At 67.6% G+C, this 18,750-nt stretch carries 15 protein-coding genes, 1 tRNA gene and 1 pseudogene; 9 read left to right on the top strand and 8 right to left on the bottom strand.

All coding sequences use genetic code 11. The features are described from left to right. Positions 1-97: 97 nt before the first annotated feature. Complete coding sequence (locus tag FCN18_RS16860) at positions 98-850, top strand: GNAT family N-acetyltransferase (RefSeq protein WP_158303128.1); 753 nt, start codon at positions 98-100, stop codon at positions 848-850. On the opposite strand, the gene FCN18_RS40705 is transcribed toward FCN18_RS16860, so the two are convergent. Beyond that, positions 763-1,041, bottom strand: a complete 279-nt coding sequence (locus tag FCN18_RS40705; RefSeq protein ID WP_323808360.1) for a hypothetical protein — start codon at positions 1,039-1,041, stop codon at positions 763-765. The genes FCN18_RS16860 and FCN18_RS40705 overlap by 88 nt on opposite strands. A gap of 179 nt (positions 1,042-1,220) precedes the next feature. Between FCN18_RS40705 and FCN18_RS39105 the strand changes: the two genes are divergently transcribed. Further along, the gene (locus FCN18_RS39105) at positions 1,221-1,391 is read left to right on the top strand and encodes a hypothetical protein (RefSeq protein ID WP_158303127.1); all 171 of its coding nucleotides are present in this window, start codon (positions 1,221-1,223) and stop codon (positions 1,389-1,391) included. A 589-nt stretch (positions 1,392-1,980) separates the two neighbouring features. Here FCN18_RS39105 and FCN18_RS16850 read toward each other — a convergent pair. The 3 genes from FCN18_RS16850 to FCN18_RS16840 are packed head-to-tail and all read right to left on the bottom strand — an operon-like array spanning position 1,981 to position 5,716. Beyond that, positions 1,981-4,371: a xanthine dehydrogenase family protein molybdopterin-binding subunit gene (locus FCN18_RS16850; protein ID WP_137095560.1), complete on the bottom strand. Its 2,391-nt coding sequence runs from the start codon at positions 4,369-4,371 to the stop codon at positions 1,981-1,983. Further along, complete coding sequence (locus tag FCN18_RS16845; RefSeq protein WP_137095559.1) at positions 4,368-4,895, bottom strand: (2Fe-2S)-binding protein; 528 nt, start codon at positions 4,893-4,895, stop codon at positions 4,368-4,370. Before FCN18_RS16845 ends, FCN18_RS16850 begins: the two co-directional genes overlap by 4 nt. Further along, positions 4,892-5,716, bottom strand: coding sequence for an FAD binding domain-containing protein (locus tag FCN18_RS16840; protein ID WP_137095558.1), 825 nt, complete (start codon positions 5,714-5,716; stop codon positions 4,892-4,894). The genes FCN18_RS16845 and FCN18_RS16840 overlap by 4 nt, the downstream gene beginning before the upstream one ends. Positions 5,717-5,999: 283 nt before the next feature. Here FCN18_RS16840 and FCN18_RS40865 point away from each other — a divergent pair. Both FCN18_RS40865 and FCN18_RS40550 read left to right on the top strand, forming a co-directional pair. After that, positions 6,000-6,455: pseudogene (locus FCN18_RS40865) on the top strand (phosphotriesterase family protein); the annotation flags it as partial. After that, positions 6,424-7,035, top strand: a complete 612-nt coding sequence (locus tag FCN18_RS40550; protein ID WP_137095557.1) for a phosphotriesterase family protein — start codon at positions 6,424-6,426, stop codon at positions 7,033-7,035. The pseudogene FCN18_RS40865 and the gene FCN18_RS40550, both read left to right, overlap by 32 nt. Positions 7,036-7,048: 13 nt before the next feature. Here the strand turns inward: FCN18_RS40550 and FCN18_RS16825 are convergent, their stop codons facing one another. Further along, positions 7,049-7,363, bottom strand: a complete 315-nt coding sequence (locus tag FCN18_RS16825) for a hypothetical protein (RefSeq protein WP_137095556.1) — start codon at positions 7,361-7,363, stop codon at positions 7,049-7,051. 33 nt (positions 7,364-7,396) lie between these two features. Beyond that, positions 7,397-9,586, bottom strand: coding sequence for an oxidoreductase (locus tag FCN18_RS16820; RefSeq protein WP_137095614.1), 2,190 nt, complete (start codon positions 9,584-9,586; stop codon positions 7,397-7,399). Between the two features lie 364 nt (positions 9,587-9,950). Between FCN18_RS16820 and FCN18_RS16815 the strand changes: the two genes are divergently transcribed. The 3 genes from FCN18_RS16815 to FCN18_RS16805 all read left to right on the top strand — a co-directional run bounded on the left by FCN18_RS16815 (position 9,951) and on the right by FCN18_RS16805 (position 12,860). Beyond that, positions 9,951-11,321 (top strand): flavin monoamine oxidase family protein, encoded by a 1,371-nt coding sequence (locus FCN18_RS16815; protein WP_158303124.1) that lies wholly within the window; start codon positions 9,951-9,953, stop codon positions 11,319-11,321. 276 nt (positions 11,322-11,597) lie between these two features. Next, positions 11,598-11,765: a helix-turn-helix domain-containing protein gene (locus FCN18_RS40860; protein ID WP_137095554.1), complete on the top strand. Its 168-nt coding sequence runs from the start codon at positions 11,598-11,600 to the stop codon at positions 11,763-11,765. A 489-nt stretch (positions 11,766-12,254) separates the two neighbouring features. Continuing rightward, on the top strand, positions 12,255-12,860 hold the full coding sequence (locus FCN18_RS16805; protein ID WP_137095553.1) for a TetR family transcriptional regulator: 606 nt from the start codon (positions 12,255-12,257) through the stop codon (positions 12,858-12,860). A gap of 150 nt (positions 12,861-13,010) precedes the next feature. On the opposite strand, the gene FCN18_RS39755 is transcribed toward FCN18_RS16805, so the two are convergent. Together FCN18_RS39755 and FCN18_RS16795 are read right to left on the bottom strand one after the other, a co-directional pair. Beyond that, positions 13,011-13,376, bottom strand: a complete 366-nt coding sequence (locus FCN18_RS39755) for a hypothetical protein (RefSeq protein WP_206077929.1) — start codon at positions 13,374-13,376, stop codon at positions 13,011-13,013. Positions 13,377-14,001: 625 nt separating this feature from the next. Then, a tRNA-Leu gene (locus tag FCN18_RS16795) sits at positions 14,002-14,085 on the bottom strand. A gap of 100 nt (positions 14,086-14,185) precedes the next feature. Here FCN18_RS16795 and FCN18_RS16790 point away from each other — a divergent pair. Then, positions 14,186-15,508 (top strand): M20/M25/M40 family metallo-hydrolase, encoded by a 1,323-nt coding sequence (locus tag FCN18_RS16790; protein WP_137095552.1) that lies wholly within the window; start codon positions 14,186-14,188, stop codon positions 15,506-15,508. A 54-nt stretch (positions 15,509-15,562) separates the two neighbouring features. Continuing rightward, positions 15,563-18,703, top strand: a complete 3,141-nt coding sequence (locus FCN18_RS16785) for an ATP-binding protein (RefSeq protein ID WP_137095551.1) — start codon at positions 15,563-15,565, stop codon at positions 18,701-18,703. The last annotated feature ends 47 nt before the right edge of the window (positions 18,704-18,750 follow it).

Here is an 18,750-nt window from a genome sequence, read left to right as displayed (position 1 = left end):
CGGTCAGTTCGATGCCACCCCGCCCCCGCAACGCGTGCGAAACCTCCTTTCTGGACCCGATTCGGTGACTCGCGTGGTCAGGACGAACGAGGGCCAGGTGACCGGGTTCGTGTCCGTGGGGCCACTGGGGCTCGTGGGCCCGCCACTCGCGCGAACCAGTTTCATCGAGGTGGTCGCGGATCACCGCGAGACCGAGGACGCGCTCTTCGAGTGGGCGCAGACAGCCGCGAACCCAGGCACGACCGGCAAGATCCTTCGTACGCTTCGTGGCAGCGCGAGCGCGAGACCGCCCGGCTTCGCGAAGGTGCGGGACTTCTGGCGGATGGACTGCACCGCACTCGATGAGCCGGTACCGCACCGCGATGAACTCACTCTCCACGCGTACCCGACAGCGGCCACCAGCGAAACGACGTGGATAACGATCATCAATGAGGCGTTCGCCGAACACTGGGGCGGCTACGTTCCGTGGACGCCGCAACGGTGGCGAGACCGCCTCGAAACAGATCTCGGGGGCGGCCCGCAGCTCCTCGCACTCCGGGACAAGGAGCCTGCCGGGGTGCTGCTGAGCCGGATCGTCGAGCTCGAGGACGACGGCGCACAGCCAACCGGCTTCATCGAGGTCGTTGCCACCCATCCGGCTCACCGGCGCACCGGGATCGCGGAGTATCTGGTCCGCAGCGCGCTGACACGGTTCGCGGCGGCCGGCGTCAAAAGAGCGGTGTTGCTGGTCGACAGGACAAGCGAAAGCAGATCAGCCGCCGTCTACCAGCGCTGCGGCTTCCAACCCACCTTCACGTACGACGTCTGGGAGAGACCGGCGAGCGAGCTGTCAACGGCACGCGAATCTTGACCACTTCTCGGCACGTGAATCCTGACCCCCTGCCGGTGTGTTGATCTCTTACCCTTCTGTTGTGCTGGCTGCGGGGACGCGACCGAGGTCGCGGTCATTGAGCCGGTAGCTGTCGCCCTTGCGGGGGCGGTCACTTCGGCGTGGTGGACGACGCGGTCCATCATTGCGGCGACTACGTTATCGCCGAACACCTCGCACCACCGGTCGAAGACCTTGTTGCTCGTCACGATCAACTAGGCTCGCTCGTAACAGGACGACATCAGCTGGAAGAACAGGTTCGCCGCTTCGGGCTCGAACGGGATTAGCCGACCTCGTCGACCACCAGCAGTGGGTAACGGGCGAGGGTCTTTCACGGTCCTGACATCGCCTGGTGGGTCTGGGCGATCGTGCTCTGGGCCGCCGCCTCGATCCTGTAACGCTGAACATCGAAGTGTCGGCCAAGGTCCTCGGCGTCCTGATGTGCCGTGAGGTCGTCATCGTGATGCTGTGGGAGCTCGCGGTCCTGCCGACCGGCGGTTCCGACAGCCGCGGCTTCGACTGATACTCCCCGTCCTCCTCTCCGGAGATCCCGGCGCTCGCCTTGCTGTTCTGCGCGTTGTGCATCACCGGGTTCGAAGCCGTCGCGGTGTTCCGCGAGGAAGCGCGCCCCGGTCCGGACCGTCACCAGGGCGACCCATGCCTCGATCATCGCGTTGATGGCCTTCTACGGATCGGGCGCGTGGGCCTACCTGGTGAGCTACGGACCCCAGCGCGGTGAGCGAGAGCGCCGCCGACCCGGCGGGCTCGTTCGCCGCCAGCCTCCAGCAGTACCTGGGCAACACCGCACACGATGTGATGTCGGTGCTCCTGGTGACCAGTCTCTTCGCGTCCGTGCTGGCGGGCCACAACATCATCGCCCGGTACCTGTACTCGGTGGGCCGGGACCGCGTCCTGCCCTCGAGCCTCGGCGCGGTCCACGCCCGCGTTTGGTGTTCCGATGCCGGTTGGCGCCCGCCGCTGCGCAACACATCGACATCGCCGATACTGTCCGCGCTCGAGCACATCCCCCCGATCAGTCTGCCAGCTTCGGCGCCGGATTCGCCGGCCTCGACTTGCCCTTCCGAGCCGGACCGAAAGCCAAGTTCCGCCGATCACGCCCGACATCCGCGTAGCCCGGCGAGCACGCGCTCGGGCAGCACGGGGATCGAGGTGATAGGGGCAGCGCCTGCAGGCAGGGCGTCCTGGATGGCGTTGACGATGGCCGACGGCGCTGCGATGACGCCGCTCTCGCCGACGCCCTTCGCCCCGTTCAGGGTGAACGGTGTCGGGTGCTCGGTGTGGAAAAGGTCGATCTCCGGCACGTCGGTGGCCTGCGGCAGCAGGTAGTCGGCGAACGACCGCGCGAAGGGCTGGCCGTGCTCGTCGTATGGCAGCATCTCCGACAGGGCCGCACCGATGCCCTGCACCGCACCGCCGATCACCTGGTGCTCGACGATCGCGGGGTTGAGCTGGGTGCCACAGTCGTGGCCGAAGATCAGCCGACGCACCCGGACCGTCCCCGTCTCGGGGCCGATCTCCACGAGCGCGGCCACCGCGCCGTACGAGAACGCCATCCCCGGCGGGTCGTACCCGGCCTCCGCGACCAGGCCGGGCTCCATTCCCTCGGGTAGGTTCCCGCCCTGGTAGGCGGCCTTGGCCACAGTCGCGAGCGGCATCGGATCCATGCCGCTGCCCGCGACCCTGAGTCCGCCCGCCGTCAGCTCGACATCATCAACCGCGGCTTCCAGAAGGTGCGCGGCGATCGCCCGCATCTTCTCACGGACCTTCCCCGCGGCCATGAGCACTGAGGAGCCGCCGATCCCCGCGGCACGGCTGGCACCGCTGGCATAACCGGTGAAGTGGCTCGAGTCGGTGTCGCCGAATGCGACGGTGACCGCGTCGAGCGGCACGCCGAACTCGTCCGCGGCGGCCTGGGCGTACGCGGTCTCGATACCCTGGCCCATCGGGGTCTGGCTGCTGACCACGCGGACAGTGCCGTCGGGCTCGATCCGCACCGACGCGGTGTCCCAGCCGCCCGTCGAGACGCCGATCAGGGGCAGGATTCCGGATGGGCCGAAATTGGTGTTCTCGTTGTACATAGCCAGCCCCAGGCCCAGCACGCGGCCCGCCGCGCGTCCGGCGTCGCGCTCGGCGAGCGCGGCCTGGTAAGAGGGGCGGGCGAGCATGAGCTCGAGCATCTCAGTGTAGTCGCCGCTGTCGAGTACGCTGCCTGTGGCCGTCACGAACGGCATGCTCGCTGCTGGAACCAAGTTGCGCCGGCGGATCTCGGCCGGGTCGAGTCCGAGCTGCCGTGCGGCGATGTCGAGAGTGCGCTCCAGCGGGAAATTGGCCTCGGGCTGGCCGAAGCCGCGGTAGGCGCCCAGCGGTGATTTGTCTGTCACCACCCCTGTGGCGACGATGTCCACGGCTGGCACCGCGTACGGCCCGGGAAGAAGAGCACCCGTAGCCCATCCGGTTCCCGCGCCGCAGGACGACGGCGCACTGCCCAGATCGATGGAATACCGGGCGCGCAGCCCGACGATGCGCCCGTCGACGTCGAAGCCGACCTCCAAGTCCATCTCCTGCGCGCGCGACGGGGTGTCCGCGACGAAGCTCTCGTCGCGCTGCTCGACCCAGCGAACCGGGCGACGCAGCAGCATCGCGAAGTACGGGACCAGCGCCTCCTCCGGGTAGAAGACTCCCTTCATGCCGAACGCGCCGCCCACGTGCGGGGCGATGACCCGGATGCGGTGCTCGGCGACCCCGAGCATCCGGCCGACCTCCTCGCGCACGATGTGTGGTGCCTGCGTGGAGGTGTACAAAGTCAGCGCCGGTCCGGGTGCGTAGTCACAGACCACCGCGCGAGCTTCCATGGATGCCGCGGTGATGCGCGAGGAGGTCCAGGTCTCGCGTACCGTCAGATGTGCGCCCGCCAATGCCTGCGTCGGGTCGGGGGGCGTCGGCAGTCCGGGGATCTCGACTGGCCAGGTCGCGACGACCTGCACGTTGTCGCCCCAGTCTGGATGGAGGACCGGCGCGTTGTCCGCCAGAGACTGTGCCGGCGTGTTCACCGGCGACAGCAGCTCGTACTCCACTCGGATCAGTTCGACGGCATCCTCGGCCACGTACTGGTCGCGCGCGACGACGGCCACGAGCGGCTCGCCGACATGTCGCACCTCGCCGTGTGCCAGCGGACGCCCGGAGCCGACCTTCTGGCCGGGCAAGTCCCACAGGTAGCCGTGGGGGCCGATGCGATCGAACAACTCGGCTCCGGTCGCGATGGCATAGACACCGTCCAGCGCCGCAGCCGCGGAGGTGTCGATCTCGATGATCCGGGCGCGCGCGTGCGGACTGCGCAGCAAGGCCATTGTCGCCTCGCGCGGCAAATGGATATCGCTGGTGTAGCGCCCAGCACCGCGAACGAAGCGCTCGCCGTTGCGGTTGGGAACACGGCTGCCAACGAGGCGCCGCTGGTCGGGGGTAATCTGTTCGGCAGCGGTCATGCGGATTCTCCCCGTGCCTGAGCGGCCAGTGCCGCTTCGACAGCATTGACGATGCCGATGTATCCGGTACAGCGGCAAAGGTTGGCCGAGAGCCTTACTCGGAGGTCGTCGCGGGTGAACACCGCGCCGGCGGCCGCCTCGGCGAGGATCTCGGCGCCGATGACCACCATGCCGGGTGTGCAGTATCCACATTGGAATCCGAAGTGTTCGATGAAAGCCTGCTGGAGCAGCGAGAGCCTGCTTCCATCGGCGATGCCCTCGACGGTCGTGATCTCGGCCCCGTCGGCCTGCACTGCCAGCGTGAGGCACGACCGGGCGGACTGCCCGTCGACAAGCACCGTGCACGCGCCACAGGGGCCCTGGTGACAGCTGGTGTGGGTGCCGGTAAGTTGCGCCTTCTCGCGCAGGAAGTCGGCGAGGTGGGTGCGCGGCTCGACGGCGCCCTCGATCTCTTCGCCGTTGACGCGCACCGTGATCGCGCGCGGCGCTCGCTGTCCGGGCGTCGCCCGCTCCGTCGTGGTCATGAGTTCTCCACAGGGGTGGTGGTGAGGACGCGGTGCAGTGCGGCCGTGGTTGCCGTGGCGGCGAGCTGACGACGGTGGCCGGTAGACACGTACGGGTCGGGGCCTGCCGGCACGACAAGCTCGCGGACAGCGGAGCCGACAGCCTCGGGTGAGCGGCCGGCGAGCAGCTCGTCGTCGACCAGCAAGGGGCGCGTGCCAACACCGCCCAGCGCCAGCACAAGCCGCCCGCTGCTGAAGCCGGCGACGGCGGTCGCCTTGCCGTGGCGACGGAAGTCGCGCTGCTCGAACGCCCATCGAGAATCCTCGGGCAGCGGTACCTCCACGGCGGTGATCAGTTCGTCCGAGGCTAGCGCGGTGCGAAACGGGCCGCTCCACAGATCTGCCACCGCGAGCACCCGCTCACCGCGGACGGACGCCACGCGGACGCGCGCGTCCAGCGCCAGCACGGTGGTGGGCAATTCGCCCTGGGGATCGCCGAAGGCAAGACTGCCCCCGAGCGTTCCACGGTTACGAGTGGGCACGTGGCCGACGCGGGCGAGCGCCTCGCGCAGCACGGCCGGCGTGTCGGGATGCTGCTCCACAGCCCGCTGAGTGACGCCGGCACCGATGATGAGGATGCCGCGGTCGACGGTCACCTCGCGCAGCCCGGCAACCCTGCGCAGGTCGACGACCATGGCAGGTCTGCGAACTCGACTGTTGAGCTGGGCCACCAACGTCTGCCCACCAGCAAGCACCGCAGCCTCACCGCCATATCGGTGCATCACCTCGCAGACCTCGGCCACTGTAGCAGGATCGGCATAATCGAAGGGCACTGGCCGCATCCTGTCGCCTCCCTCCAGATTGGATCACTCCGACGCTAACCAAGACAACGCAACGAAGATTCGGCACAAACGACAAAACTCGCGAGAACCGACTGTGCACGACGCACGGTTGACACTGAACACCACCGGTCCGAAGATGGTCAAGCGATCAAGTCGCATGACTATCCATGCGAGACCAAGCGCCGACGTCGCCGTCCAGGTGTTTCGCGGTCCCTTCGGCGTCGGCAGTTTCTCAGCTGTACGACGCAAAAGGAGTCGCCGATGACCACCACGAAGATCACCACTGTGCTGGGGGACGATAGCTCCGGAAGAGATCGGTATCAGTTTGGTACACGAGCACCTGATGTTCGACCGCCGTAGTTACTGGGAACGGCCTGAGGACCCGGAGGCCGCGCGGATCGCGGAGGCTCCGGTGTCGATGGAGCGGCTCGGGCTCCTACGGCGCGGCCCGCTGTTCATGTCGGACAATCTGGTTGTCGACGACGTCGACCTGCTCGTCGACGCGCTCGCCGAGTACAAGCGGCTCGGCGGCAGCACCCTGGTCGATGTCACGCTACCCGACATCGGACGGGATCCTGCCGCGCTCAGGGCCATAAGCGAACGCTCGGGCGTGCAGATCGTGGCCGGCTCCGGCCACTACGTGTACGTGGCGCACCCTCCGTCCTTTCAGGACGAATCGGTGGAACGGGTGGAGGAAGGCATCCTCCGTGAGGTGTCCGAGGGCATCGGCGACTCCGGCGTACGCGCGGGCCATCATCGGGGAGATCGGGACGTCGAATCCGGTGCACGCACGCGAGGAAAAGGTACTGCGTGCCGCCGCGCGCGTGTCGGCCCGTACCGGTGTCGCTGTCACGCTGCACACGGATCCGACCGGCAGGCTGGCCTTGGACGTGCTCGACATCCTGGAAGCCGAGGGGGCCGATCCGGCCAGGGTCGTCGTGGGGCACATGGACGGCGAACTCGACGACGGATTCCTCGAATACCACCGCCGCATCGTCGAGCGTGGGGCCTACATCGCCTACGACACGTTCGGAGAAGAGAACTGCTACGCCAACGGTTTGACGAACGGAAAGTCATTCTGGTGTCCCAGCGACAAGCAGCGGATCAACGCGGTATTGGCAGCGCCCGAAGCCGGATACGGCGATCGGCTCCTGCTTTCGCAGGATGTGTGCATGAAGATGAGCCATGAGAAGTACGGCGGCTTCGGCTATGGACACCTTCTGAAGAACATCGTCCCGGAGCTGCGCTCGGAAGGCGTATCCCAGGCCGAGCTCGACCAGCTGCTCGTTGACAATCCACGGAAAATGCTCGCACATTGAGTGCGGTACGGGCTCAAACCACGCGCACTGTGCACGCCGAGGCCGCGGACGAGACGTAGCTGCGGAACTGCTCGAAGAACGCGGCAGGAACCGCGGCCGCCGACCGCCGGTACGCATCGAGGTCGTCGATCTCGATGAGTTCGAGGTACTGGTGGTCCGGCGCGGGCACCCCGCTGAGCGCCGGTTCACCGAGCCGATACACCTGGAAGCTCACCACGCCCGGCATGCGCTCGGCGGTCGGCTGGTCGACCTCCCGGAGCCAGGTCTGGTATCGCTGGTGCAGATCGTCGGAGTGCAGCGTGATCAACGCGACGACGAGTTCGGGCATGGGGTGATTCCTCCTCGCATGGTCAGGGCGGGGTCATGGCCGTTCCAGTACGGTGCTGCGCCCGACGTCGTCGCGGGATGGGTCCACGATCGCGTCGTAGTCCTTGGCCGTCATGCCGAGGAGGCGTTCCTCAGGCACGTAGGGCAGCGGCCGACGGGGATCGGCGGTGTCGATCTCGCGGGCGAGCCGGTGCGCGTCGAAGATCGCGTCGGCGACCTGCTGGCGCGGCGCGCGGCCGTCTCCGGCCTGGTACAGCCCGGAGATTTCGGCCGCGCGCAACGCACCCCGGTCAGCCTTAAGTGCGCGGTACAGGCCGTTGTCAGCGATCCGTTGCGTGGTGAGCACGAGTGCGTCCGTCTCCCACACCGCCGGCGAGGCGCCGGGGTCGTGTCGTGGGCGCCCGTATAGCACCCGGTCGCCGACTTCGGTGATCAGGTGGGCGGGCACGATCTCGACGCCGAGCTCGGCGAGCAGCGGCATCATCTCGATAGCTTCGCCGGTGAGGCCCAGATACATTGCGGGACCAGGCATCGGCGTGATCAGTGTGACCTGGTGACCGGACCGGGCGAGGCGTTCGGCGAGACTGACTCCGACGAAGTAGGACTCGCAGTCATAGACGACGACGCGCTCCCCCGGCACCGGCTTGTCGTCGACCATGATCTGCTCGGGTGTGAGGATCCAGGGCAACGCCGCGTCCGCACCGGGTACCGGGGACTGCGAAGGCCCGTTGAGCCCGTCGGTCGCCCAGTGCGAACCGGTCGCGCACACGATGATGTCGGCCCCGTAGTCGAGTACGTCGGCGACGTTGAGCCGGGTCCCGGTGACGACCGAGACGTTGTCGAGTGCCGCGAGCTGATTCTTGCGCCAGTCCACGACTCTGCCCCACTCGGCCAGTCCGGGTAGCCGCGGTACCCAGTGGAAGTGCCCACCCAGCTCGGCATCGGCCTCAACCAGGTGCACCCCGGCCATGCCGCGCTTGCCGAGGGTGATCGCGCATTCCATCCCGGCGGGTCCGCCCCCGACTACGAGCACGCTGGCCTCGGCATTGCGGGCCGTGGAGAACCGCTCGGGGTGCCAGCCGCGTCGGTACTCCTCCCCCAGCGTCGGGTTCTGGGTGCAGATGATATGCGCGCCGGCGTTGACCCGGGAGATGCAGACGTTGCAGCCGATGCACTCGCGGATGTCGCCCAGCCTTCCCTCGTCGATTTTCTTCGGCAGGAACGGATCTGCGATCGACGGCCTCGCCGCACCGATCATGTCGAGTTTGCGGGTACGCACCAGTTCGGCCATCGTATCCGGGTTCGTGAAACGTCCGACCCCGACGATCGGCTTGTCGGTGCAAGACCGGACCGCTCGGACCCATCTGCCCTGGAAATCCTCCGGATAGAAGCGGGAGGTGCCCGCGTCACGGACCCAGCGATCCAGGGTCTCGCCCCCGACCTGAAGGTCCCAGAAATCCACCAGATGGTCGGCCAGTTCGATGAACGCCGCGCCTTCCTCCTCGGCCCTGATGCCCTCGGCGGTCCCATGAAGGGTGTCGACGCAGAGTCGGGTGGTCACCGCGCATTCGTCTCCGACGGCCTCTCGGACACGTTCCAGGACCTCCAGCCAGAGGCGGGCGCGGTTTCCGAAACTGCCTCCGTACTCGTCGGTGCGGCGGTTGTGCCGAGCCATCAGAAACTGGAGCGGGAGCCCCGCTCCCTCTGCTCCCGCGATATTCACAATGTCGGCGCCGGCGCGCCGTGCGCGTAGGGCCGCGGCCACGTAGAGGTCCTCGAGTTCCCGGATATCGTCGCGGTCCATCTCATAAGCGGCAGCCCACCAGAGTGAATCGCTGACCGCCCGTGTCGCACCACCGCCGGGTTCGCGGGTGCTCATGCCGGTGGCGTCCCGGCCCATGGCCAGTAGCTGTATCCCGGCCAGGGCACCGTGCTCGTGCGCCCGTTCGACATAGAGTTCCAGGTTCGCGATTTGTCGATCGTCGGACACTCGCGTCTGGGTGGTGAAGCCCCCGTAGTCGTCCTCCGGGCTGACCAGTGCGGCTTCTGTGTTGACCACCGCCCACCCGCCCTCGGCCTTCATCGCTCGAAGGTAGGCCTCGGCGCCGGGGCGCTCTGCGCCGAACCCAACACAGTGCGGAGCTTGATAGAAGCGGTTGCGCATGAGCTTCGGGCCGATCCGCAACGGTTCGAAGAGGACATCGTGGCGGGGGTCGCGGGGCATGGGGTCTCCCTCAGGTCTTTGATGTCCAGGACTCGATGTCCTGATGCCCGGGGCGGCGGTGATCTCGTGCCGTCGAGTTCCGTTCCGGGTTTGCCGCCGCTTCTCATCCCTCCAGAACAGATCACCCCACGCTAACCAAGACGACGCAACGACGATTCGGCACACACGACAAACTCCGCAAAGACCCACTGTGCACGGTGCCCACGGGCCGGGGTCCTTGTTGACACTGGCGATGGCCGGTCGCATGATGGTCACGCGATCCAGTCATGCGACCGCAACTATCCGACTGGACTCACGCTCGCTTCATTGGACGGTGCGGGTTGCTATCGGCTCTTTGACGGCTCTTATAACAAAGGGAGAAGTGATGTCGAAACGTTATGACGTAATTGTCATCGGCGCGGGTTTCGCCGGTGCAACCGCAGCACGGGAGTGCGCAACACGAGGCTTCCGTACGTTGGTGCTCGAGGGGCGCGACCGGATCGGGGGCAGGACGTGGACATCGCGATTCTCGAATGGTCAGCCGGTTGATATCGGCGGGACGTATGTGCACTGGCGTCAGCCCCACATCTGGGCCGAGTTGACCCGTTACGGCCTGACAGGGGACGTCATTCCCTCGGCTGAGCCGCCGGAGCAGGTGCTTGCGCCCGCCGGGGGCCAGCTGACCTGGGTTGACGCGGCCACACACCACAAGCGCGAGTCCGCGCTCATGAATCGGATTCTCGCCGGTGCACGTGACTATTTCCCGTTCCTCCCGGATCCACTGGCCGCACGGGACAAGCTGGAGAAGCTGGACAAATTGACGATTCGCGACTGGCTCGACCAGTTCGATCTTTCTCCAGACGACAATGAGCTCGCGACCGGTTTGCTGACTTACGAAACGCTGAGGACCCCGGACGAATCTGGGATCCTGACCTGGTTCTGGTGGTGGGCCCAGTCGGGCGCCGAGTATGAGTCGGCGTACGAGATGCTGCTCGGGTACCGGCTGCGGAACGGTATCGGCAGCCTGCTCGAACGGATGATCGCGGACGGAGGCGCTGAAGTCCGGCTCGGCCGGACCGTCCGGAGTGTCGTTTCGGAAGGTGACCGGGTTCAGGTGTCGACGACTGACGGGGAGACCTATGAGGGTTCCGCGGTGGTAGTTGCGACGCCGACGGGCTCCTGGCCGGACATCGACTTCTCGCCCACGCTGGCGCCGGAGAGGCTAGCGGCGGTGCGCGAAGGGATTCAGGGCCCACGTGCGGCCAAGGTTCTGGCTCGAATCAAGGGCGAGCCTCGCAGCATCGAGGTGGCCAGCGGTGACTCGTACCGGATCAATGCAATGTGGACCGAGCGTCGTGATGCACCCGACGAGCAGACCGTCGTGGCTGTGGCGGGCCGGCTGATGAAGGATCCGGGCGACCCGGAGGAGATTGCGGACGCGATCAAGGAGCTCCTTCCCCACGTCGAGGTCCTTGAGGTGGCGACCGGCCTCTACTCCCAGGACGACCCCCACTCGCGACCGTGCTCGTGGGCTATATCGACGGTGCGATCGAGACCGGGCTCAAAGCAGCCCGGAACATTCAGCAGCTTGTCACACGATCCAAAGCCAGCTGACATCGGGAACTCTCTCGACCCGAGGGGGTCGGATGACATCGAGACGAGCACGTCTCGTCTCGGTGTCATCCCGCTGGCTCCCCACATCGATCAGGGAACTGCCACGGTCTCATCGCGCGCCTGCCAGTCGTGGCGACCATGAGCGAGCGAATGCAACCTGGTCCGGCAAGCGGGCCGAACGCTCCAACTGACAAAACCGAACTGCAAACCGGGCAGCTGAGCCGACATCAAATAGTCGCGCTCCGCAGTGGCTTCCGGCTCGCCAGCGGCAGGTGTGGCCTTCGTCCCCATGTTGATGTTCAGTATTCGGGAATGTTAGCTGGCCGTCGCAGCTGCGCGGCATGTTCGCCACCGCCCGACCAGAAGTCGGCACATCACCTGTTGTTTGGTGTCTGCGGCTACCAGGGAGGATGTTCGTATGCCTGCACCTCACCCGACCGAGTTTCGGCAACGTGCCGTGGAGCTAGCCCGTCAGGGCGAGCATCCGGTCACTGAGCTGGCGAAACAGGTGCAGATCAGCGAGACCCACCTGCGGCGGTGGATGGCCCAGGCTGACGCTGTGAGAATGGCAGCGAGACGCGGTTGACCTCGGCGGAGAAGCGCGAGTTGGCGCAGCTGCGGAAATAAAACGGCTGCTGGAGATGGGAGAACGAGATCCTGAAGCGTGCCGCGGCGTTTTCGCTCAGCAGACTATCCTTCCAAACTGAAGTATCGGCTGCTCCACGAGTTGACCGGGGACGGGGATCGATGTCGCGGTGGCCTGCCGAATACTCAGAGGTGTCGCGGTCGGGTCATACGATGTGGCGCGGCAGGCCCGGCAGCCCACGCGCTGGTCGGGGACCGAGGCTGGATAGTGAGTGGTGTGCACAACTCGCGCCCTTTCGGCAGGCGCGGTGCGAGTTCCAAACCGGAGAACCACCTGGAATCTGCTGTTGGAGGCACGGAGCGCCGACTCGCTGACGTCGAGGCGTTGCCGGCTCGAGCGGCTGTTGTTGCTGGTGGCCCTTTCAGTGCACTTGCCCGACCTTCCCTGTTAGGCTCATGGTCAACCGATCAAGTCAGCAGGGTTAGGATCATGGGCCGAGTAACAGCGAATGACCGTCGCCAAGCGTTCGTCGAGGCCGCCGTGCAGGTGATCGGCGAGCACGGAGTCAGTGGAGCCACGACGCGCCGGATCGCCGCTGCCGCAGATGCTCCGCTTGCCAGCCTCCACTACTGCTTCCACTCGAAGCAGGAACTCCTCATGGCCGTCTTTCAATATATCGATGAGCTCATCATTGGGGAATTATCGCGATCGGATCTCGGCAAGGGGATAGGAAGTGCGGCATCGGCGCTGCTCACCACAGCGACGGATTGGTATACCGCGAATAGCGCTCACGCGCGGACTCAATTTGACCTGTATCGATGGATGCTCGGCGAAGGCGGCGCGTCGTCGGACGTTGCCAAGGATGCCTATAGGGCTGGTGAGCGAAAATGCGTAAAGATCATCCGTGCGTGCAAGCTGCCGCACGAGGATGACGGCATGGTGGTGCCCCTTGTCAGGCTGGTCTTCGCCATGGTTGACGGGCTTATACTGGCTTGGCTGGCTGATCGAGACACCAGGAAGTTGAACGCCTCCATCAAGATGGCCGTGTCAGGTCTCGAGTGTGCTGTCGACCATGGGCGTCTTAGTGGTTCTTGATAACTGGAGGCCCGGTCGCGCGACGGGACACCTGCAGTGATGAATGGGTCCCCATGTCCTGCCCGTCCTTCGCAGCCTCGCTGGCGCCATGACGATCCACCTTGCCGGTGTGTCTGGGCTGCCCGGGGTCTGGCTGACACCTTGATAGATTCAGCACTGCCCCGCGACGTCGACGGCGGCAAGCCGTCGAGTGTGGCACGGGGAGTCCGCCGAACTGCGGGTGCTGCGTAAGCGTAACCGCCTGTTGGAGCAGGAGAACGAGGTGTTGCGTAAGACTGCTGCGTATCCGTGCTCGGCACTGGTGGCCGAGGGATCGGAGCGACCGGCCTCGTCGAGCACGACTCCGTAGGAGACCCGGGCCGCCTCGGCGGTCACCAGGCCAGATCGGACGTCCGCCGCCACCCGGGCAGGGTCCCGGTCCCGCTCGACCGGTTCGCTGTACCCACCACCGCCAACGACCCGCAGGACGACCACGTCACCCGCGCCCACGGCGACGCTGGCCACGGTCATCAGCATCGTCGAAGCGTCGCGCCCCGGCGCCCTCGACGCGTTGATCGGCGCCGGGCTGGTTCGACGAGAACCGCTCAGCTATCGCTGTTTATGTCGATGGACGGTGGTTCATGCTTGGCCGCGGACGTACATGAAGCATGTGATCCCTACGGTTCCGTAGCGGGCCCGAATGCGACGTGAGGCTACGGAGGAGGATAGTCATCACCGGGCTTGTCAGCGCAGTCGTTCTGGCGTCACCGCGCATGCGTCCGCAAGTCGACTCCCGAGCTGGCCGAAACGCGACATGGCGTACCGCAGGTTCGGCGCGCCCTTGCGAACGTGCAACAGCACCGTCGTGTTAAGGGCTCGCCCGGCATCCTTGGCCGAGGGGGCCGATCCTTGAGTTGCTGCGCAAGCCCGGGCCGGCATACTCGCCTACAGCACGGCACCGCCCTCAAATGCCTCGCTCCGGCTGGCAACGACGCAAGAGCGAAACGGCCCCACAGCTAACAGACGACGATGCTGGCGTCACTCCGGCATCAGACGCACGAAACACCACACCAGGCATCTGAACCCCACGGAACTGACCAGGGCTTCCACTTCACGTGGACAAAACCCCACGCCAAACATGCAGGTCAAACATGATCAATTGTGTCCGAGGGGGGACTTGAACCCCCACGCCCTTTACGGGCACTAGCACCTCAAGCTAGCGCGTCTGCCATTCCGCCACTCGGACTTGCTGGGGAATAGAGTAGCCCACGCCTTCCCGGCCTCGCATCGGGGGGCACCTCACGGCGTCCCACCTGCCTCACCTGCACCAATGATAGGAATGTTAGGTGACCGAACCTAACCTGATCGACGCCGCCGCCGATGAGGCCGTGACGCTCACCAGCGAGCTCATCCGCATCGACACGACCAACACCGGCGACCCCACCACCCTTGTCGGCGAGCGGGCCGCTGCGGAGTTCGTCGCCGAGAAGCTTACCGAGGTCGGGTACGAGATCACCTACGTCGAGTCCGGCGGCAAGGACCGGCACAACGTGATCGCCCGCCTCGCCGGTGCCGATCCCAGCCGGGGCGCGCTGCTCGTCCACGGGCACCTCGACGTCGTGCCCGCAGACCCCTCCGAGTGGTCCGTCCACCCCTTCTCCGGCGCCATCCAGGACGGCTACGTGTGGGGCCGCGGCGCGGTCGACATGAAGGACATGGTCGGCATGACGCTCGCGCTGGCCAGGCACTACAAGCGGCACGACATCGTCCCGCCACGCGACATCATCTTCGCCTTCCTCGCCGACGAGGAGGCCGGCGGCAAGTTCGGCGCGCAGTGGCTGGTCGACAACCGGCCCGACCTCTTCGAGGGCGCCACCGAGGCCATCAGCGAGGTCGGTGGCTTCTCGATCACTCTCCGCGACAACGTGCGCGCCTACCTGATCGAAACCGCGGAGAAGGGCATCCGCTGGATGAAGCTGCGGGTGCGCGGCACCGCGGGCCACGGCTCGATGATCCACCGCGACAACGCCGTCACCAAGCTCTCCGAGGCCGTCGCCAGGCTCGGCAACCACCGTTTCCCGCTCGTGCTCACCGACTCGGTCCGCGAGTTCCTCGCCGGGGTCACCGAGATCACCGGCTGGGACTTCCCCGAGGACGACCTCGAGGGCGCCGTCGCCAAGCTCGGCAACATCTCGCGCATGATCGGTGCGACCCTGCGCGACACCGCCAACCCCACGATGCTCACGGCCGGCTACAAGTCCAACGTCATCCCCTCCACCGCCGAGGCCGCGGTCGACTGCCGGATCCTGCCCGGCAGGCTCGAGGCCTTCGACCGCGAGCTCGACGAGCTGCTCGGCCCCGACATCGAGAAGGAGTGGATGGAGCTGCCGCCCGTCGAGACCACCTTCGACGGCGCGCTGGTGGACGCCATGACCGCCGCGGTGCTGGCCGAGGACCCTGGCGCCCGCACCCTGCCGTACATGCTCTCCGGCGGCACCGACGCGAAGTCGTTCCAGCGGCTCGGCATCCGCAACTTCGGGTTCGCTCCCCTGCGGCTGCCGGCCGACCTGGATTTCTCGGCCCTCTTCCACGGCGTCGACGAGCGGGTTCCGGTGGACGCGCTACGCTTCGGCACGCGCGTGCTCGACCGGTTCTTCCGGGCCAGCTGACACCCGAATAAGAGCCGACAATCCGGGCTCGCAGTCGCTAGGGTCGGAAGCGCCATGCGAACCGAGAACCCCACGGGCGCGCTCATCGGCCGTGAGCACCCTGCCGGGCAGCTGCGCGCCGAGGTCGCCAGGGCCGCCGAGAGTCACGGCGGCCTCGTCCTGGTGACCGGTGAGGCCGGGATCGGCAAGACGACGCTGGTCACCAACGCGGCCGACGAGGCCCGCAGGCAGGGCGCGCTCGTGCTCGGCGGGTCGTGCTGGGACTCCGACAACGCGCCCGGCTACTGGCCGTGGGTGCAGGTCGTGCGCGGGTTGCGCCGAGGGACCACCACCGAGGAATGGGCACGGGTCGAGCAGGCGGCCGGTGACCGGCTCGGGATCCTGCTCGGCGAGTCCTCGCCCACCGAACAGGCCGACGCCTTCCAGCTCTACGACGCCGTCACCAGCGCGCTCGTCGCGGTGTCGCAGGAGCGGCCCGTGGTCGTGGTGCTCGACGACCTGCACTGGGCCGACCCGGCCTCGCTCAAGCTGCTGGAGTTCGCGGCCCAGCACACGTGGTTCGAACGCGTCCTGCTGGTCGGCACCTACCGCGATGTCGAGGTCGAGGCCGCAGACCACGTGCTCACCCCGCTCATCACCTCGCTGCTGAGCAGGGCGACCACGCTGACGCTGACCGGGCTGGAGCCCGCCGACGTCCGAGAGCTCATGGCCCGCACCATCGGCGGCGAGCCCGACGCCGACCTGGTCGCCGAGGTGCACCGGCGCACCGGCGGCAACCCGTTCTTCGTCGAACAGACCGCCCGGCTGTGGCACGGCAGCGGCACGATCACCGCCATCGCGCCGGGCGTGCGCGACGCCGTGCGCCGCAGGCTGTCGCTGCTGCCCGAGCCCGTGACCAGGCTGCTCACCGGTGCCGCCGTGCTCGGCAGGGAGTTCCACCGGCAGGTGCTGGCCGCGACGGTCTCCGCGCCGGTCCCTCAGGTCGACCGCCTGCTGGAACGCGCGACGGCGGCCCGCCTGGTGCTCTCGCGCGGCGGGGGCTCGTTCGCGTTCGCCCACGACCTGGTGCGCGAGACGCTCTACGACGCGCTCGACGAGACCGAACTGCGCGGCAGGCACGCCGCCGTCGTGCGCGCCCTCGACCGCTCCCCCTCGCTCGCCGAGCGGGTGTTCCCCGCCGACCTCGCCCGCCACGCCTACCTCGCGGGCGAGGAGATCGAGCGGGCCCACGCGGTACGGCTGGTGCTGGCCGCCGCGCGGCACGCCTCCAGCAGGCTGGCCTCCGAGGAGGCCGTCGGGCACTACCGGCGCGGACTCGAACTCGCGGGAGAGGAGGAGCCGCGGCTGCGGACCGTGCTCGCGCTCGAGCTGTTCCGCCAGCTCGACCACGACCACGACGCGGAGGGCGCACGCAGGGTGCTCGACGAGGCCAGGACGTTCGCCCTCGGCCGGGAGGATCCCACGCTCCTCGCGCGGGTGGCGCTCACCGCGTACCACGCCCATCGTGGGTCGGGGCGGGACCGCACGGGCGATCTGCTCGCCGAGGCCCATCGCGCGCTGATCGGCGATGGCAGGCCCGAGCAGCGCTCCCAGCAGCAGCTGGCCGCCGAGCTCACCTTCCGGCTCGAGAAGCTCGCCCGCGCTGACGGGGACGACGAGACGCTCGGGTTCACCCTGTGGTCGTTGCACGACACGATCTGGGGGCTCGGCAGCTCGAAGCAGCGTGTGGCGCTCACCGAGGAGCTCGCGAGCGTCGCGCGCCGCACCGGCGATCTGGAGACCGAGCAGTTCGCCACCTCGTTGCGCTGGGTCGCGCTGCTGGAGACGGGCGACCCGGCCTACCTGGACCAGCTCGACAAGTTCGTCGCGCTGACCGCCAGGGTCGGTGACACCCGCATGGGTATCGGCGCACTGATCGACCAGAGCCTGATCGCCGCGTTCACCGGGCGGTTCGCCGACGCGGAGGACCTCGCCGCCCGCGCGGACGGATCGTGGTCCGCCGCGCACGAGCAACTCTTTCCCATGAGCCACCACCAGCGCTGGCAGCTGCTCTACTTCAAGGGCGACCTGAAGGAACTGGACCGGCTGCACGAGACGATCGGCCCAGAGGACTACTCGCACGCGCCGCTCATCGCCGCCATCACCGCGCTGCGGAAAGGTGACCCGGGTCCCGCGCTGCGCCTGCTGGACGAGGGTCCCGGCGACGACGCGGAGGCACGCAGCATCGGGCCGCTCTGGCTGCGCCTGCGGGCACAGACGGCGGCCGTCACGCGCGACCCCGAGTTGTGCGAACGGTCGCGGGACGAGCTGACGCCGTTCGCGGGCCAGTACCTCGTCTCGATGTACGGCTTCGACCTGAGCGGCCCGGTGGACTACTGGCTCGCCGCGGTCGACGCCGCCCAGCGGCGCTGGGACCGGGCGATCGAGGGCTTCACCGCGGCGTGGCGATCCGCCGACGCCATGCGCACCCGGGTGTGGTCGATCGAGGCGAGGGCAGGGCTCGTGGAGGCGCTGCTCGGCCGGGGCGCACCAGGCGACGCCGACCGCGCCGCCGCGCTGCGGGGCGAGCTCGAACGCGAGGCCGGAGAACTCGGGATCACGCTCGTGACCCCGGTATCCACACTGGAGGTAAGGGAGAACAAGCCCTCTGGCGAGTTCCGGTTCACCGGCGAGGTGTGGTCGCTCGGCCTCGACGGGCACACCGTGCACCTGCCCGACGCCAAGGGTTTGCGCGACCTGCACCACCTGATCAGCAGGCCCGGCACGGACGTCTCCGCAGTGGAGCTGCTCAACCCCGACGGCGGGGAGGTGGTGATCGCCGCGAAACGCCTTGGCGGCGACGACATTCTCGACGACGAGGCCAGGGCGAGCTACCGGCGCAGGCTCGCCGTGCTCGACGAGGAGATCGACAGCGCCGCCGCCCGCGGCGACGACCGCAGGGCGGTGGAGTTCGACCGCGAACGGGCGGCGCTGCTGAACGAGCTGCGTGCGGCCGCGGGACTCGCGGGGCGCCAGCGCCGCCTCGGCGACGAGGCGGAGCGGGCCCGCAAGGCCGTGACCGCACGCATTCGCGACACCCTGCGCAAGCTCGACGATCGCCACCCCCAGCTCGCCGCGCATCTGCGGGCGACCGTCTCCACCGGCGCCAGCTGCCGCTACGACCCGGCGGCCGAGGCGATCTCCTGGCGGCTTTAGGGATCGTCAGACACGCGATCCCCAGGGAGCCGCCAGGAGACCCCCCG

It is taken from the genome of Prauserella endophytica (genome assembly GCF_005146945.1).
Classification (GTDB): Bacteria; Actinomycetota; Actinomycetes; order Mycobacteriales; family Pseudonocardiaceae; genus Prauserella_A; species Prauserella_A endophytica.
The sequence above is the reverse complement of the archived record's forward strand: the minus strand, read 5'-3'. Positions and strand labels throughout refer to the sequence as shown.

What these genes read in the sequence shown, in the direction of transcription:
- FCN18_RS39755 (WP_206077929.1), bottom strand. Translation starts at nt 13,376, where the DNA reads ATGCTGATGACCGTGGCCAGCGTCGCCGTGGGCGCGGGTGACGTGGTC.
- FCN18_RS16785 (WP_137095551.1), top strand. Translation starts at nt 15,563, where the DNA reads ATGCGAACCGAGAACCCCACGGGCGCGCTCATCGGCCGTGAGCACCCT.
- FCN18_RS16850 (WP_137095560.1), bottom strand. Translation starts at nt 4,371, where the DNA reads ATGACCGCTGCCGAACAGATTACCCCCGACCAGCGGCGCCTCGTTGGC.
- FCN18_RS40860 (WP_137095554.1), top strand. Translation starts at nt 11,598, where the DNA reads ATGCCTGCACCTCACCCGACCGAGTTTCGGCAACGTGCCGTGGAGCTA.
- FCN18_RS16845 (WP_137095559.1), bottom strand. Translation starts at nt 4,895, where the DNA reads ATGACCACGACGGAGCGGGCGACGCCCGGACAGCGAGCGCCGCGCGCG.
- FCN18_RS16840 (WP_137095558.1), bottom strand. Translation starts at nt 5,716, where the DNA reads ATGCGGCCAGTGCCCTTCGATTATGCCGATCCTGCTACAGTGGCCGAG.
- FCN18_RS16815 (WP_158303124.1), top strand. Translation starts at nt 9,951, where the DNA reads ATGTCGAAACGTTATGACGTAATTGTCATCGGCGCGGGTTTCGCCGGT.
- FCN18_RS16825 (WP_137095556.1), bottom strand. Translation starts at nt 7,363, where the DNA reads ATGCCCGAACTCGTCGTCGCGTTGATCACGCTGCACTCCGACGATCTG.
- FCN18_RS16820 (WP_137095614.1), bottom strand. Translation starts at nt 9,586, where the DNA reads ATGCCCCGCGACCCCCGCCACGATGTCCTCTTCGAACCGTTGCGGATC.
- FCN18_RS16805 (WP_137095553.1), top strand. Translation starts at nt 12,255, where the DNA reads ATGGGCCGAGTAACAGCGAATGACCGTCGCCAAGCGTTCGTCGAGGCC.